13 protein-coding genes are annotated in these 16,569 nt (G+C 60.9%); 6 read left to right on the plus strand and 7 right to left on the minus strand.

All coding sequences use genetic code 11. The features are described 5' to 3' along the window. Positions 1–223 precede the first annotated feature (223 nt). Positions 224–1,813 carry a winged helix-turn-helix domain-containing tetratricopeptide repeat protein gene (locus tag AC3WJW_RS20975; RefSeq protein ID WP_493727216.1) on the minus strand — a complete coding sequence of 530 codons (1,590 nt, stop codon included), beginning with the start codon at positions 1,811–1,813 and terminating at the stop codon, positions 224–226. 245 nt (positions 1,814–2,058) lie between these two features. Between AC3WJW_RS20975 and AC3WJW_RS20980 the strand changes: the two genes are divergently transcribed. The 4 genes from AC3WJW_RS20980 to AC3WJW_RS20995 all read left to right on the plus strand — a co-directional run bounded on the left by AC3WJW_RS20980 (position 2,059) and on the right by AC3WJW_RS20995 (position 6,028). Further along, the gene (locus AC3WJW_RS20980; protein WP_493727217.1) at positions 2,059–2,811 is read left to right on the plus strand and encodes an SDR family oxidoreductase; all 753 of its coding nucleotides are present in this window, start codon (positions 2,059–2,061) and stop codon (positions 2,809–2,811) included. 44 nt (positions 2,812–2,855) lie between these two features. Continuing rightward, the gene (locus AC3WJW_RS20985) at positions 2,856–3,269 is read left to right on the plus strand and encodes a cupin domain-containing protein (RefSeq protein ID WP_090456521.1); all 414 of its coding nucleotides are present in this window, start codon (positions 2,856–2,858) and stop codon (positions 3,267–3,269) included. Positions 3,270–3,365: 96 nt separating this feature from the next. Next, positions 3,366–4,463 carry an HlyD family secretion protein gene (locus AC3WJW_RS20990; RefSeq protein WP_493727218.1) on the plus strand — a complete coding sequence of 366 codons (1,098 nt, stop codon included), beginning with the start codon at positions 3,366–3,368 and terminating at the stop codon, positions 4,461–4,463. Continuing rightward, positions 4,460–6,028 carry an MFS transporter gene (locus AC3WJW_RS20995; protein WP_493727219.1) on the plus strand — a complete coding sequence of 523 codons (1,569 nt, stop codon included), beginning with the start codon at positions 4,460–4,462 and terminating at the stop codon, positions 6,026–6,028. Before AC3WJW_RS20990 ends, AC3WJW_RS20995 begins: the two co-directional genes overlap by 4 nt. A 147-nt stretch (positions 6,029–6,175) precedes the next feature. Here AC3WJW_RS20995 and AC3WJW_RS21000 read toward each other — a convergent pair whose 3' ends face one another. From AC3WJW_RS21000 to AC3WJW_RS21020, 5 genes are all read right to left on the minus strand, one after another. Continuing rightward, positions 6,176–6,919, minus strand: a complete 744-nt coding sequence (locus AC3WJW_RS21000) for a hypothetical protein (RefSeq protein ID WP_493727220.1) — start codon at positions 6,917–6,919, stop codon at positions 6,176–6,178. Positions 6,920–7,224: 305 nt separating this feature from the next. Further along, on the minus strand, positions 7,225–7,587 hold the full coding sequence (locus AC3WJW_RS21005; RefSeq protein WP_108230278.1) for a hypothetical protein: 363 nt from the start codon (positions 7,585–7,587) through the stop codon (positions 7,225–7,227). Between the two features lie 236 nt (positions 7,588–7,823). Beyond that, positions 7,824–8,516: an RES family NAD+ phosphorylase gene (locus AC3WJW_RS21010; protein ID WP_493727221.1), complete on the minus strand. Its 693-nt coding sequence runs from the start codon at positions 8,514–8,516 to the stop codon at positions 7,824–7,826. Further along, entirely contained in the window at positions 8,510–8,914 is a 405-nt protein-coding gene (locus AC3WJW_RS21015) for an antitoxin Xre-like helix-turn-helix domain-containing protein (protein ID WP_102699135.1), read from the minus strand. Before AC3WJW_RS21015 ends, AC3WJW_RS21010 begins: the two co-directional genes overlap by 7 nt. 97 nt (positions 8,915–9,011) lie before the next feature. Then, on the minus strand, positions 9,012–10,508 hold the full coding sequence (locus tag AC3WJW_RS21020; protein ID WP_493727222.1) for a methyl-accepting chemotaxis protein: 1,497 nt from the start codon (positions 10,506–10,508) through the stop codon (positions 9,012–9,014). A gap of 626 nt (positions 10,509–11,134) precedes the next feature. On the opposite strand from AC3WJW_RS21020, the gene AC3WJW_RS21025 reads away from it, so the two are divergent. Continuing rightward, a complete protein-coding gene (locus AC3WJW_RS21025; RefSeq protein WP_493727223.1) occupies positions 11,135–14,041 on the plus strand; it encodes a multicopper oxidase domain-containing protein in 2,907 nt (968 codons plus the stop codon). A gap of 64 nt (positions 14,042–14,105) precedes the next feature. On the opposite strand, the gene AC3WJW_RS21030 is transcribed toward AC3WJW_RS21025, so the two are convergent. Beyond that, positions 14,106–14,378, minus strand: coding sequence for a hypothetical protein (locus AC3WJW_RS21030; protein WP_095946406.1), 273 nt, complete (start codon positions 14,376–14,378; stop codon positions 14,106–14,108). A gap of 442 nt (positions 14,379–14,820) precedes the next feature. Here AC3WJW_RS21030 and AC3WJW_RS21035 point away from each other — a divergent pair, with 442 nt between their 5' ends. Further along, complete coding sequence (locus AC3WJW_RS21035; protein ID WP_493727224.1) at positions 14,821–16,179, plus strand: MATE family efflux transporter; 1,359 nt, start codon at positions 14,821–14,823, stop codon at positions 16,177–16,179. Positions 16,180–16,569 lie beyond the last annotated feature (390 nt).

A 16,569-nucleotide genomic window follows, 5' to 3' on the forward strand; every position in this document is an offset into this window, starting at 1 on the left:
ATCGCTGTTGCAGACGCTCTCCAGAAACACCCAAAACCTGCAGAACCGAGCATCATGAGCAACGAGTTGCTCAAAGCTTAGCCTACCGTAGCAATGTGCAACTATTGTAGGAGCGAGCTTGCTCGCGATGGACTTGAGGACACCGCGTTTAATCAGGTAACCCGCGTCATCGTTGACGTCCATCGCGAGCAGGCTCGCTCCTACAGGTCAAGGGTGATCGCCTTTACTCCGGCAATCCCGCCAGGCGCAATCCCTCGACGAAACGGGCGAAATCCTCAGGCCGTTGAATGGGCAGCCAGTCCTTGAGGGCGCACAGGCGCAAAGTGGGATCCAGCGCTAACAGGCGTTGCATCGCCAGATTCGCTTTGTCCATTCGACCGCCGAGCGCGTGACTGGCCGCCACCAGTGCCGCGGCGACCAGCAGGCTGGGCAGATTGCCCAGTGCCTTGTCCGCCCAGGTCGCAGCGGCATCGAAGTCCCCGGCGAAGAAATGCGCGAGCGCCATGCCGACCTGCATCCTGAACATTTCCGGGTCCAGCGGGCTCAAGCGAACGGCATGGTTCAGGTGCTCGATGGCCGCGTCCGTTTCACCGCGCAGCGCCCGCAGGATACCGCCCAGAAACCAGGCGGGGGCGAGGTTGGGGTTGAGCAGGCGTGCCCGGTCGAGCAGTGCAATTCCGCCGTCGACTTCGCCGGCGAGATGGGCCAGCGCATGTCCGCCCCGGGTCAATGCGACGGCATCATCGCGGCCGAGGGTCACCGCCAGCCGCGCCAGCCGTATGCCCTCGGCGATTTCTGCAGGCCTATCGCCCATCCAGCCATTGAGCTTGCGCCAGAAGTGGCACCAGGCGGCCATGCCATAGGCCGAGGCAAATTCCCCATCGAGCTCGATGGCCTGGTAGAACATCGGCAGGGCCTGCTCGATGGCTTCCCGGCTGCCGCTGTGCAGTTTAGCCATGGCCCGCAGGTAGTAGTCGTAGGCGTCCAGGCTTTCCGTCGGCTTGCGCTTGGCGCGTTCGATTTCTGCCCGCTCCAGTTGCGGCGCGATCGCGCCGACGACGCTCTCGGTGATTTGGTCCTGCAGCTCGAAGATATCGTCCAGCAAGCCTTCGAAGCGCTCGGCCCAGAGGTGCGTACCGCTTGTCGCGTCGATCAGTTGCCCGGTAATGCGCAGTTTGTTCCCGCTCCTGCGCACGCTGCCTTCGAGCACGTAGCGAACGCCCAGCGCCTGGCCAACGCCTCGGGCGTCCACCGCCTGGCCCTTGTAGGTGAAGCTCGAATTGCGCGCGATGACGAACAGCCAGCGAAGACGCGACAGGGCGGCGATGATGTCCTCCACGACACCGTCGGCGAAGTACTCCTGCTCCGGATCGCCGCTCAGGTTATGGAAGGGCAGGACGGTGATCGAGGGTTTTTCCGGCAGGACCAGCGCAGGGGAGGGGTTTGGCTTCGGGGCGGCGCTCGGGTGTTCATCGCTCTCGGGCTGTCGCGCTTGCCCGGTCAGGTCGCCGTTGATCCGGCCAACGAAACGGTAGCCTTTGCGGGCGACGGTGCGTACCAGGCGCTGCTCCTCACCGGTATCGCCGATGGCCTTGCGCACGGCATTGATGTGGCTGGTGATCGTCGATTCCGAAACGATCCGGTCGCCCCACACTGCCTTGAGCAGTTCGTCCTTGCTGACAACGCGGTCGGGATTGTTGACGAACAGCAGCAACAGGTCGAAGACCTGCGGACCGACGGCCACGACTTGCCCACGCAGGGTCAGCTCCCGGCGTTCCTGATCGAGTACGTAGTCTTCAAAACTGAATGGCAAGTCGGGCATCCCCTGGCGAAGCGCCCTCAACTCCGTGTCCCAGGCGGCGGGTGGGTAACTGGGAAGAATGATACGGCAGCTCGACAGCCGCTGCACCGTCGGCGGCAAGGAAGGCTGGACGACCGTCAGTGGTCTTGGACAAAAATCCAAGCGCTCTCCAAGGCAAACCCAAGGACTTGCCTGACCCGTGCAGGCAATCTCTCTACACCGACGCAATGGTTGCCGTCGACAAGTGGAGAACAGTCATGAAGATCGTCGTCATCGGAGGCTCCGGCCTCATCGGATCGAAACTTGTGAACACCCTTCGCGAGCGCGGCCATGATGCGCTCGCCGCCAGCCCCAGCACGGGCGTGAACAGCATCACCCGCGAAGGCCTGGCCGAAGCGATGGACGGTGCGGACGTGGTGGTCGACGTGGCGAACGCACCCTCGTGGGAAGACCAGGCCGTTCTCGATTTCTTCCAAACCTCCAGCCGTAACCTGCTGGCCGCCGAAGCCGCTGCCGGGGTTCGTCATCACGTGGCCCTGTCGATTGTCGGTAGCGAACGGCTTCCCGACAGTGGTTATTTCCGGGCCAAGGTCGCTCAGGAAAACCTGATCAAGGCCTCCGGCATTCCTTACACCATTTTGCGTGCCACGCAGTTCTTCGAGTTTGTCGACGGCATCGTCCAGTCGTTCAACGTCGGCGAGGAGTTTCGCGTTTCGCCGGCGTTGATCCAGCCGATAGCGTCCGACGACGTGGTGGCGGCGCTGGCCGCTGTGGTGCTGGCAGCGCCGGTCAATGGCACGGTTGAAGTGGGCGGCCCGGAAGCCATGCCGATCGACGAACTGGCCAGGCGTTTTCTGCGAGTGACCCAGGACAACCGCAAGGTTGTGCCGGACGTGCACGCGCGTTACTTCGGCGCCGTGCTCGACGATCAATCGCTGGTTCCCGGCAAGAACCCACGCCTGGGGGCGATCCGCTTCGAAGACTGGTTGGCCCGGTCGTTAGCGCAGTAACGCATCGCACCCTCACATATCCCTGCCCATCCAGGAGAAGTCCCATGGTTACCCGATTGCTGATGGCCGCAGTCTTCGCAGCGCTCTCGATCAGCGCCGCCTCGGCCGCCGAACCGCCCCCCGGCAAGGTCACGGTAGTGTTCGACCGTCCCATTCCCAACATCCCCGGCAAGAGCATGAGGGGCGTAGTCGTCGAGTACGGGCCGGGTGCCGCGTCGCCGGCCCACACCCATCCAAAAACGGCCTTCATCTATGCAACGGTGCTGGAAGGCTCGTTTCGCATCCAGGTCAAAGGCCAACCGGAAAAGATCTACAACGTCGGCGAAAACTTCGTAGAGGAGCCGGGTTCCGTGCACCTGGTCAGCGCCAACGCCAGTGACACCCAACCGGCACGCCTGTTGGCGGTGTTCGTCCTCGACACCGAGGAAAAGGTACTCGTCACACCCATCAAACAGTGAGCCGATCAACCCGCTCATGAAAGCTCGACAGCCGGGCGGCAGACCCTGCCGCCCCGTGGCTGCCTGGTGCTTGCTACTGAACAGGACATGAAAAAAATGAACTCGCTCCAACACAAGGCCGCCATTGCCGCCAGCACAAACACCGCAACGCCGGTGGTCGTGGTGCGGCGCAGCAAACGCAAGACCATTGGCCTGTTGTTGTGTGTCGCGGCCGTGATGGTCGTGGCGGTTTGGGGCACCATGGCGTTTACCCGTGGCGTGACCTCGACCGACAACGCCTATGTCCGCGGCGACGTCACCTCGCTGGCCGCCAAGGTCGCCGGCTATGTCACGGCGCTCGAGGTCGAGGACAACCAAACCGTGCGCGCGGGTGATGTGCTGTTTCGTATCGATGACCGCGACTATCGCGCCAGACTTGCGCAAGCCGAGGCCAATGTCAGCGCCGCCCGGGCGAACCTGACCCATGTCGACGCGCAGATCCGGCTTCAGCATGCGCTGATCAGGCAGGCTGAAGCGCAAAGACGCTCGGCCACCGCCGACATGAGCCTGGCGGCCAAGACCCACGACCGCAGCCGCAAACTGATCGTCAGCAACGCCGTGAGCCAGGCACTGGTCGATGAAACCGGCACGGCACAATCCAGAGCCGTGGCGTCGGTATCGGCCGCTTCGGCAACGGTCGAGGCCCAACAGCAACGCATCAGTGTGTTTGTGGCGCAAAGAGAGGCGGCCGTGGCAGCGGTGGCCCAGGCTGAAGCGGCCCGTGATCTCGCCCGGATCGATCTCGATCACACCGTGGTGCATGCGCCTGTGGATGGCGTGGTCGGCAATCGTCAGGTTCGCCTCGGCCGCTTCGTCACGCCGGGTGTCGCCCTGCTCGATATCGTGCCAGTCAACGATGTGTGGGTCGTGGCCAATTTCAAGGAAACCCAGCTCGAACAGATTCGCCCCGGTCAGCCCGTGCGCGTCACGGTCGATGGCTACCCCGATGCGGCACTGGCCGGCGTGGTCGACAGTTTTGCACCGGGCAGTGGCTCGGCGTTCAGCCTGCTGCCGCCCGACAACGCCACCGGGAACTTCGTACGTGTCGTACAGCGCGTTCCGGTGAAGATCCGCCTGGCTGACAATCCGCTGCCGGGGCGCATCGTGCCGGGGCTGTCCGCGCGGGTAGAGGTTGCGCAAGGGGCCGGCTCATGAGTCGCGCCAGGCCGACGACCGGCGTTCTGCTCATCGCGGGCATCGTCCTGGCCACGTTGACTGAAGCGATCGCCAGCACCGTGCTCGCCCTCGGACGCAGCGACATCATCGGCGACACCTATGCCACACCTGACGAGTTCGCCTGGCTGGATGTCGGCTACATCGGCCTCAAGCTGATCGGGTTCATGCTCGCCCCTTGGCTGATGCAGCGCTTTTCTCCACGCAACGTGCTCATCGGCGCCACCCTGGTCATGGGCCTGGCGTGCGGCGTGGCTGCCGTCAGCGCCTGGCTGGAGCTGCTGATCGCATTGCGCATCCTGCAAGGCTTCGCCGGCGGCGCTTTGCTGGTGGCGGGCCAGGCGATCATCTTTCGCGGTTATCCGCGCGCCCTTCAGCCGATCCTGCAAGCCCTGTTCGCCATGGCGGCCGTGGTCGCGTCCGCGACCCTCGCACCGGCCCTGCAAGGGTGGTTGATCGACAGCCAGTCCTGGACCTGGATTTTCTTCAGCGTGGTGCCGCTGGCATTGGCAGCGACCGGGCTCTTGCTCATCGCTGACCACCCCATGCCCGCCAGGGTCCGGCAGCCTTCGTTTGACTGGCTCGGGTTCTCGTTGCTCGCTGCGGCCCTGTTCAGTTTCACCTACGTGCTCAGCCAGGGCAGCCGCTGGGACTGGTTCGAGGAACCGCGCATCCTGGTGCTGACGGTGCTCGGTGCCGCCGCGCTGCTGGGCTTTCTCGGCCAACAGGTCCTGGCCGACGGCCAGGGGTTGCTTGACTTGAGCCCGTTCAAATCGAGCGATTTCACCTTTGCCTTTATCGTCAGTTTCGTCGCCGGTGCCGCGCTGTTCGGCAGCGCCTACCTGATCCCGGCGTTCGCCCTGTCGGTACTCGCCTTCACACCGACCGATGCCGGCCTGCTGCTGTTGCCCAGCGGCGGTTTTTTTGTCGGTTCGCTGCTCATCGCCGCCTGGTTGTTCCAGGTCCGCCGCGTGCCGCCGGTGGCCACCGTGCCCTTGGGCATCCTGCTGATCATGGCGGCGATGTGGATGCTCTCCGGCTCCACCAGCGAAAGCGGCACGGACAACATGATGGCGGCCATCCTGCTGCGCGGCGTGGGCCTTGGCTTCCTGTTTCTGTCGATCACACTGATCGCTTTCACCCACCTCAACAGCCGCAACCTGGCCAGCGGCATCGGCCTGTTCAACACAGGGCGCCAGCTGGGTGGCCTGATGGGCGTTGCCGGGCTGCAGACCCTGATCGAGCATCACGCCGTCACCAATGGCGTGGTCCTCAGCACCTACGTCACTCCGGGTGGGCACGCGCTCATCGAGCGGCTGACGACCACAACCGCGATGCTGGCAGGGAAGGGCATGGACCCGGTGGCCGCCGGCCGGGCAGCTACCAGTTTGCTGGGCAAGGCGGTGTCGGGTCAGGCCACGGTGATTGCGTTCGATACGGCGTTCTTCGCCGTGGCCCTGCTGTTCGTCTTTGCCGCGCCCATCCTGGTTGGCATCAAGATTGGCCTGGCGCGCTATGCGAAAGTGCATGAACAACGGACGAATTGATCACCCACACGAAAAAGCCCGGCGGTTGAGGCCGGGCTTTTCGTTGAGTCCTGCGGTAAAGCACTGCATTCAGACCGCGCGGCTTTCGATCAGACGGTCGGAGCCACCTTCGGCGACTACAGGTTGAGCAGAAGTTGCAGTCGAGCGTTACAACACCTTCAGAACCAGAGGCAAGGAATCGAAAATATATTCTTCCGGGTTGTCACTAAAAGAGCTGACACGAACTTCTCCGCCTGCCTCTATGAGTTTCAGTACTTCAGGTACTACGACCGTCTTTTCGTCACTTTCCGGACGCCATCTCTCAAAATAAAGGACTCGGCCATCCCGACCGTAGCTCGTCCAGGTGCAGTTAATTGTCAAATAGGGACTGAGTAGAATGGTCAATCCATCGGGGTAATCATGCTGCGAGCTCAGACTTCCATCTTTGACATCGGGGGTTATTGGGGCAGGAATTACCGATCCCTGTATCTTTGCGGATATGACGGAGGTTGATTCGGAAGGCCATGGGGGGCCACCAGCGGCAGGGAAGACCTTATACGTGACCTGAAACCTTAGGAGATTTTTGATGTAATAACACACAAAGCTCTTCGGCACGCTGATGTCGATAAAGGATTCAGGATCGCTGACTTTCAGCTCGGTCGAGTATTTTTTCACTATGTCGGTTGAAGTGTTCTCCCAGGTCAGCTTTATGCGGTCACCGCGCGCCATGCCCGGATAGACTGCCAGTCGAGTAATCGCCCCCGACTCTTCGATCTCGCCTTCATAAAGAATGGTGGTACGTTCATCCCGCTCCATCACCATTGGTGCAGGCAGGAGTTCGACGCTGTCCGTGCGGGATTTATCGTTTTCCAGTTTGGACTTGCGAATCGCATTGTTTTGAAACTCGTTCATGGTGGAAACTCCAAAGAGAAGATTGGATTGCTTCAATTCATCGCAAGGAGTGGAACAAGTCCCCTCTGTAGACGACAGGTTCATTAGGGGGCACAAGTGGTGGCGTGACAACTGTAACAAATGACAGGTAGTGGCGAAAAACGGGTACCGTTTGTCGCGTGGATTTACCCTACTGTCCTGAATGAAAGAAGAGCGGGCCCTACAGGGGGGCGCTGAAATAGTTGGACTGATTTATTTTATGCGCACGAAAAAGCCCGGCTGTTGAGGCCGGGCTTTTCGTTGAGTCCTGCGGTAAAGCCCTGCATTCAGACAGCGCGGCTTTCGATCAGACGGTCGGAGCCACCTTCAGCTACGCGGTTTTGCAGCAGCTTATCGGAGCCGCCTTCGGCGACGCGGTTTTGCAGCAGCTTGTCGGAACCGCCTTCAGCGACGCGGTTCTGCAGTAGCTTATCGGAACCGCCTTCAGCAACACGTTTTTCCAGCAGGCGATCCGAACCACCTTCGGCCACACGATTCTCGATCAGGCGATCGGAACCACCCTCGGCCACACGGCTTTCAATCAGACGATCCGAGCCGCCTTCAGCGACCACAGGTTGAGCAGAGGTAGCGGCGAAAGCGTTAACGGCGAAAACCGAGAAAGCGATGCTGAGGAGGGTCTGGCGTTTCATGATGGTGTGCTCCGGGGTGCTGATGGGTTGGTATGGAGCAGATGTTACGCCGGGGATTTTTTAAGAGAACTTCATTGAATCAATGGTGACTATCGACGCAGTCAATGGATCGCAGATCCATGTGGGAGCGAGCTTGCTCGCGATGGCAGTTTCACATTCAACATCTGTGTCGATTGACACACAGCAATCGCGAGCAAGCTCGCTCCCACAGGTTTTCATGTGCCTGACAACGGGGCTCAAGCCTCGCTGATCTGGCTGACACTGGTGATCTGCCCATTCCACACCATCTCGTAATGCGCCGTCTGCACAATTGACGAGACCGGCTTCGGCGTCATCAACGCCCAGCAATGACTGCCCGGCATCCGCACCGAGTGATAACGCAAACCGGGACAACCGGCGTCCCGCACCGCCCGCCCCAGCACGCGGGAATGGCTGTAATCGTCCGACGCATACACCGGATCGGTCAGCGGCAGGGCGGTGGCGTCCTTCATTCCGCCATCGCCAAAGGCACAGGCCAACCCGCGAAACACAAACCGCTCATAGTTCAGGCTCGGCACCTTCGACCAATACAGAGCCTGGTGATGCCGCACTTCGGCCAACGCCGCTGCCATCGAATCCGCCAGGTACAACACCCCGAAACTGCCGTCACTGAAGCGCGAACCCGCCGGATTGACATGGGTAAACGGCGCAATGGCGTAAGAGCACCCGGCAATCCCGAACGGAATCTCGCTGCGCGCAATCAACTCCAACCGACCCAGCTCATTCTTCAACCGCGGATTGGTCAGCGCCTGAATCTCGAACAACACCTCAAACTCATCCGCGTCCGCCACGTCATCAAACAACGCAATCGGCGGAAACTTCGAATTGACCAGGCGATAAGCCTGCAGCGACTGACCGGCAAACACCGCCAGCTCACTCGCCATCACCATTGCGCACCCCGCAACATGTCGATGCGGCGGAAAGTTTCATACAGCGCAATCATGTCGCCCTGGGCCATGATCTCCAACGGGCTGCGGCCATTGAAAAACTCGTTGTCGTTGGCCATCGAGGCAAAGCCGTACACGTTGTCCGGGTTGTCGAACACCAGGCGCAGCGTGGCGTGAATGTTCAGCACAAAACTGATGCGCTGCATCTGGTCTGCATCCAGTGCCACCGCCCAGTCCGGGTCACGCTGACGGGCGCGGGTGTAGGTGCTGCGGGAAATGCGCAGGATGCGACAGGCCTGGTCGCTGGTGGCCTGCCACTTTTCCAGAATACTCACGGCAGCGCGCAGGCCGGTGACGCATTGGTTCTTGCTGAAGGATTGGGGTTGCAGGGGGACGGCCATGATCAATACCTGTCTTGAATCTATAGACTCAAAGATAGGTATTCAGAATCTACAGAGCAAGTCGGTTCGACCGGCGGACCACTTCCCGCATCAAGCATCACTGATGAAACGTGCGCCCCAACGCATCCAGCCGAGTCGCAATAGGCGGCAAGCGCCGACTGCTCGACGCCAGCGTCTGCACATCATCCGCCGTGTTCTGCGCGATGCCCTGCACCGACTGCAAGCGTCCGACAATCTCGACACTCGCCGTGGATTGTTCGCGGGTCGTGGTGAAAATTCGCCCATTGAGTTCATCGATCTGTGAGATGTCGCTGCCGATGGCCTGCAACATCGCCGCCGCCAATTGACTGTCCTCGACACAGCGCTCCACGCCTTCGCGGCTGTCCTGCATGGCCTCCACGGCTTTGCGGCTGCCTTGCTGCAAGGCCTCGATAATGGTCCGGATTTCCTTGGTGGACAACGCCGTGCGCTGCGCCAGGCTGCGCACTTCATCGGCCACCACCGCAAAGCCCCGGCCTTGTTCGCCGGCACGCGCCGCTTCAATCGCCGCGTTGAGCGCCAGCAAGTTGGTCTGCTCGGCAATGCTGCTGATCACCTCCAGCACCGTACCGATCTGCTGCGCCTGCCCGGCCAGCACCTGCACGGTCTGGTTGGTGCCTTCCAGGCGCGAGGCCAGATGGGTGATTTCCTGCCGGGCACGGTTCACGCTTTCCTGCCCGCGGGTGATCTGCGCACTGGCCTGGCCGGCATGCTCAACGGCATGCTCGACATGCACCACGATGTGCTCCATCGCATCGCCCATGCGCTGCATCGACCCGGTCATCTGCGCGATTTCCGTCAGCTGATGCCTGGCGCCTTTCTCCAGCGTGTTGCTGGCCTTGGCCAACTCCTGGCCCAACTGGCCCAAGCCGTTGGAGTCACGCACCACTCCGTCCACCAGCGCCGTGATCTGCATCAGGAACTGATCGAACCGCTGCGCCAGCGACACATGTGCCCGTGCCTTGTCACCCTTGCCGGGATCGGTTGTCAGCTGCGAAGTCGCGGCGAGCATCTTGTCCAGCATGTCCTGGCTCTCTACCGCATCGGCCTGGCTGTGCACCGCCAGATAGAGCAGTGCGACCGTCTCCATCAGCACATAAAAGGCGTGAACGAACACCATCGTCCAGCCACCGTGATGCGCCATCACAAACACCGGAAAACCCTGGTGCTGCAGCACATGGAACACCACGTGATGCAGCGCAATCGTCACCGCCGCCACCAGAATCGGCAGCCAGTCCCGATAAAACGTGAGCACCGCCAACAACGCAAAAATCCCGAAGTGCGACTCAATGACCCCCTCGGCCTGATTGATGTGCAATGCCGCCATCACCATCAAGCCAACGCCGAGCAAACAGCGCATCAACCGCGACCCGCCGATGCCGCGATACAGCAGCGTCAACAACAGGCTGGTACCGCCACCCACCAGCAGCGCCTGCTTGAAGGTGTCGTGCCAGAACGCCAGGCCCACCGCGAAAGCGAACATCAGCCAGATCAGGCCCAGCATGATGCGATCGGCTTTGCGGTAGTGGTCGAGGAAGCGAGGGGGAAAGGGCATGTACGCTGACTCCATGTAATCGAACCGGGAAGACGCTGGGGTTGGACTGATACCGGAAGACAAGCCTTTTATCGCTTGAACCATGAGGCAAATCGGTTGCCGCCATGGTCGAGATGTTGAGAAATCCTGGGGAGTGTAGCTGTTTGCCATCATTCTTGGACGAGTTGGAGGGGCAGGGGCGAACAATGTCAGATTTAGAGGCAAGGAATGCTGAATTGGCGGGGGTAAGGGTTCGCATGCAGGGACGCGCCGGAGCCTTTGGCGAGGCCGATATCGGCCTATGCGGTCACTCGTCAAAAGCTGCAGTCGGCTGGGATCCAACCGGTCGATACTTTCAGAAAATGGCGATTTTTCCTGGCCCGAACACCCCACACAATCGCACCCTGTATTGGGGGATAGTCCCCGTATTCGGGGCTTTTATCCAGGTTTCTCATACGCCTGCCTGAAGCCGGCGGGCAGGGGGGCATGGCGTGGAGCCATCAGCCTCATCCTGTCACTTTTGGCGGGAGATTTGCATCGTTCTCATCCCGGCTCGAAATCTAACATTTCGCCAGCCGGGCCAGGAGCAGTGGCTCGTAGCCCACGTATTGCCACGCGCTCCGGGGAACCCGTCAGAGGTGTTTGCGATGAAACTAGATACCGGAAGGTTCAACCCTAGTGCATTGTCCAAAACCAGGCTGGCGCTGAGTATCTCTGCTGCCGCGATCATGTTCGGGCTGGGCCTGTCCCAGACCCATGCAGCCCCCCTCGACAACACCGATCCACCGCCTCCTACCGACCCATCGGCGTTCACCAACCCGCCCGCCGACCCCGATGCCGCATTGCGAGACTTGCTCAAGCTGCCTCCCGCCAACGTCGGCGCCTTCGACTTACCCAATGGAGTGGTGGGTAACCGCAAGACCCCCTTGGTCGACAATGTGCTGCCGCCCAATCTGCAACCGAGCTTCAATATCCCCACTAACGGTAATGCCAGCCCGGTGTTCGGGGTTCAACCATTCACACAGAAGCTGGAGCTTTTCGAGGAATTCGGCTCGAACAAACTGAACGCGGCCGACCCGCCATCACCCGTTCCGTTTCCGGTTCCGACGGTGGGCCCCGCCCCCGCGCAAGACCCCTTGAAGGTGGCGCGTAGCGGCCCGTCGCCGGCTGCGCTGGATGCCTTTCTCAGGCAGCCGGCATTGACGCCCTTCCCGACAGAGTTCTCCAATGTGCTGGACCGCAACCCCTGGAGGGCGCAGATCGAGCTTTTCCTCAATCGCCGGGTCGATTCGCCCGCAGAAGGCCGGCCGCCGGGAAAAGGTTGGTCGCACCAGCGTTTCAATGAGTTTTTCCCGCGCGACGCCTTCAAGACGGTGCAAGCCGGCGCGCACGTCAACAGTGGCTTGCGTGATCGCATGCAACGGCATAACTACGCCGTGGGGGAATTTGCGCCAGGCGGGCTCTATCACAACACCAACGGCAACCCGGCCAACGAGGGCACAACCAAGGGCATTCAGGTGCAGTTTCACCCCAACTTCCCTGTCCAGGACCATAATGCGCTGTGGACATTCGACGGCACCTTTCCACCCAAACTGCTTCAAGTGCGCTATGGCCAGGCGATGCTGATGCGTCATTACGATGCCTTGCCAATTGACCCGTCGGCCAACCGGGGCTTTGGCCTGCACACTATCAGCACCCATGAGCATAACGGCCACTCGCCCGCGGAAAGCGACGGTTTTGCCAACGCGTTCTTCTTCCCGGGCCAGTACTACGACTATCGCTGGCCGATCCAGTTGGCCGGTTACGACAGCATCAATACCAGCGCTCAGGATCCGCGTGCGGCGTTCCCGTGCGATCCCGGTGAAAAGCTTTTCGTCAACGACGCCACCCCCGGCTTCAAGACCTGCAACAACGGCACCATCAAGATCCGTGGCGACTGGCGCGAAACCATGAGCAGCCACTGGTTCCACGACCACATGCTCGATTTCACCGCGCAGAACGTCTACAAGGGCAATGCGACGATGATGAACTACTACAGCGCCGTGGACCGTGGCAACGAGTCGGTCGACGACGGGGTCAACCTGCGCTTGCCCAGCGGTTCGGGCCTGGGCTGGGGTAACCGCGACTATGACGTCAACTTGACGATCGCCGACAAGGCCTGGGACCAGACCGGCCAGTTGTGGTTCAATCCCTTCAACACCGACGGTTTTCTCGGTGACCAGGTGCTGACCAACTGGGAGTACAAGCCCTTCCTGGACGTACGTGCCCGTCGCTACCGTTTCCGCATTCTCAACGGATCGGTTTCTCGCTACTTCAAGCTGGCGGTGGTGCGTCAGGTCAATGGTAATGGTGGCGAGTTTCCTGGCCCGAGAAACTCCGGGGTTTCCTATAACCGGGTGCCGTTCCACATGATTGCCAACGACGGCAATATCATGGAACACGCGGTGCCGTTCGATGGCAGCCTGGACCTCGATGGTGACGGCGACAGACAGGACCACAATGCCATTCTGCCGATCCAGGGCATTTCCGAACGCTATGACATCGTCATCGACTTCGCGAAAAACGGCATCAAGCCGGGTGACAAGATCTTCTTCGTCAACATCGAGGAGCATGAAAACGGCAAGCGTCCCGAACGTGACATTCCATTGGCGAATGTACTCTCCGGGAGTTACCTGCCCGTTGTCAGGCAAACCAGCCACGGGCCACAGTGGATCAACGGTGACCCGGGCGTGGGCCTGTTCATGCAACTCAACGTCCAGCCTTACACCGGCCAGGACGTCAGCATGAACCCGGTCGACTTCGAGCCCGCCAAGCCTGGCAAGCCCGAGGGCAGGTTCATGATCCCTTTGCCTTTGCACCGTGACGACCCTGCCGATATCGCCCGGCTTGCCCGGGCGCGGCACCGCACCTTTATCTTTGGCCGCTCCGACGGCACGGATTCCAAGCCCTGGACGATCAAGACCGATGGCGGCCCAGGCTTCAACATGGACCCGCGGCGGATTTCAGCCGCGCCACAACTGGCCACAGGCCCGACACCGGCGGGGTTCAAGGGGGAGGGCACGCTGGAAGTCTGGAAGATCCAGAACGGCGGCAATGGCTGGAGTCACCCGGTGCATGTGCATTTCGAGGAAGGGATCATTCTCACTCGAGGAGGCAAACCACCACCAGAATGGGAAAAAGGCGCGCGCAAGGACATCTACAATGTAGGCTCCCATCCCGAGAGCCTCGACAATGTCGAAATGGCTTTACGCATCCGTGAGTTCGCCGGTACCTACATGGAGCACTGCCACAATACGCAGCATGAAGACACGGCGATGCTGCTGCGCTGGGACTCCGAGCACCCTGGCCAGTTCCAGTTGATGCCCACACCATTGCCCAGCTGGGACGGCGTGAAATTCGTGGCCTCGGTGGCGTTACCGACATTCCGTACGGGAGATGGCGTCGGGCCACAGGTCAACAATGACCAGGAGGATAACAGTGGCAGTGGAAGTGGAAGTGGAAGTGGAAGTGGAAGTGGAAGTGGAAGTGGAAGTGTTAGTGGGGGCAAAGGCTAGCATCGTCCATCAAACCACTTTTCCTGTCGGACAAAAAACGGGCGCCTTCTGCGCCCGTTTTCATTCACTCCGCAGCCTGCGCCCGCAACCGCCGCCCAATCACATCCATCAAATCACAGCCATCGCGCAACGGAATGACCAGCAGCTTGGAAAAGTCTTCCAGCACCACCGTGTCGCAACCGAGCTCGGAACGGTAGGCGATGTTTTCCAGCACCTGCGTGACTGTCCGAATCCGGTAATCGGCCATGGCTTGCAGGACGTCGAGTGGGGCTTGGGTATCGATGAGCAGGGAGGCCGGAACCAGGTCGATTCCGGTGAGGGGCATGTATCGATTCATTGTGAAGATCTCTGTTTGATTGGCTCAAGGCCGTCACTCAGTCGTCGCCAAACGAATGGGTGGCAGCTGTGCGCAGGTTGGCGAACCGGCACAGAGAAAACCGGCAGACCCGAAGGTCTCCCGCGCACAGCCGCCATAACAGCGGCTTTGCGGGTGCGATGATACCTGCAATAAAGCGGATAGCCTTCGCATTCTCTGAGGTCAGGTCGCCAAACCCGAATCGCCATTAGGGCGACGGCGCCGACTATAAGCCGCACGAGATCAGCGCGGGAAGGTGAGGCATTCCGAGCTTTGTGTAGGACCTTTGATGATGAAACTTCAGACCTTTCACCTCAGGTCGCTGGAAATCCCGACACAGACCTGAGAAGGTCATCGCCCCTTGGTTTCAGCCACCCACGCTATCCTTAATCATCGCTCCTGCCGTCGAGATGGATCTTCGCCCATGCAAACCCCCAACCCCCAACGCCCCCTCTGGAAAACCTACCTGTTTTTCCTCGCCCCGATGGTGCTGTCGAACTTCCTGCAATCCATGTCCGGCACGGTCAACAGCATCTACATCGGCCAGATGCTCGGCACTCAAGCGCTGGCGGCAGTCTCGGGGATGTTCCCCATCGTGTTTTTCTTCATCGCCCTGGTGATCGGCCTCGGTGCCGGCGCAGGGGTGTTGATCGGGCAGGCGTGGGGGGCGCGGGAGACGCATCTGGTGAAGGCGATTGCCGGGGCAACCTTGTTGTTGGGGGTGTTGATCGGGTTGACGGCCGCGGTGGTGGGCAGTGTGTTTGCGCGGTCGGCGTTGGTGGGGTTGGGGACGCCCGCGGATGTGCTGGACGATGCGGTGGCGTATGCCCATGTGATGTTGTGGATCATGCCGTCGCTGTTGGTGTTTGTGCTGTTCACGCAGTTGCTGCGCGGGGTGAGCGATACCTTGTCGCCGTTGTTGGCGCTGGTGGTGTCGACCATGGTCGGGTTGGCGCTGACGCCGGCGTTGATTCGCGGGTGGATTGGCTTGCCGCCGATGGGGATTCAGAGTGCGGCGTTTGCCGGGTTGGTGGGTAACCTGGTGGCGATGGGGTTGCTGGCGTGGCGCTTGATTGGCAAGGGCCATCCGCTGGCGCCGGACCGCGAGTTCTTTACGGCGATGAAGCTGGACATGGCGATTCTCGGCAAGGTGCTGCGCATCGGTTTGCCCACCGGGTTGCAGATGGTGGTGTTGTCGCTGTCGGAGCTGGTGATTCTGGCGCTGGTGAACCAGCACGGTTCCCAGGCGACGGCGGCCTATGGCGCGGTGACGCAGATCGTCAATTACGTGCAGTTCCCGGCGTTGTCGATTGCAATTACCGCGTCGATTCTTGGCGCGCAGGCGATTGGGGCCGGGCGCATCGAGCGCATGGGGCCGATCCTGCGCACGGGGTTGATGATCAATGTGTGCCTGACCGGTGGTCTGGTGGTGCTCGGGTATCTGCTGTCGCATTGGCTGCTGGCGTCGTTCCTCACGGAAGAAGCGACGCGGACCATGGCTCAGCACCTGTTGCACATCATGCTCTGGAGCCTGTTGGTGTTTGGCTTCCAGGCAATTATCGGCGGCATCATGCGTGCCAGCGGCACGGTGATGGTGCCGGTGGCGATCTCCATTGTCTGCGTGGTGGGGGTGCAGTTGCCGGCGGCCTATCTGCTGGATGCGAAGTTCGGGCTGCAAGGGGTGTGGATGGCGTTTCCGGTGGCGTATCTGGGGATGCTGGTGCTGCAGACGCTGTATTACAAACTGGTGTGGCAGCATCAGAAGATTGAGCGGTTGGTGTAGGCGGGACGTAGAGCGCGGATAATGCTCTGCACCGAAACCTGTGGCGAGCGAGCTTGCTCGCGCTTGAGTGCGTAGCACTCACAAAACCCGGTGATCGTTGTCGGTTATTTGGGGCTGCTGTGCAGCCCGGCGGGAGCAAGCTCCCTCGCCACAAAAGCCTCTGCCACATAAGCCCCTTGTCCCATCCATCCTTCGGGCTGCAAGGGATGTGGATGGCGTTTCCAGTGGCGTATCTGGGGATGCTGGTGCTGCAGACGCTGTATTACAAGCTGGTGTGGCAGCATCAGAAGATTGAGCGGTTGGTGTAGGCGGAACGTAGAGCGCGGATAATGCTCTGCACCGAAACCTGTGGCGAGCGAGCTTGCTCGCGCTTGAGTGCGTAGCACTCAC

The organism is Pseudomonas sp. GW821-FHT07G06 (genome assembly GCF_058986625.1).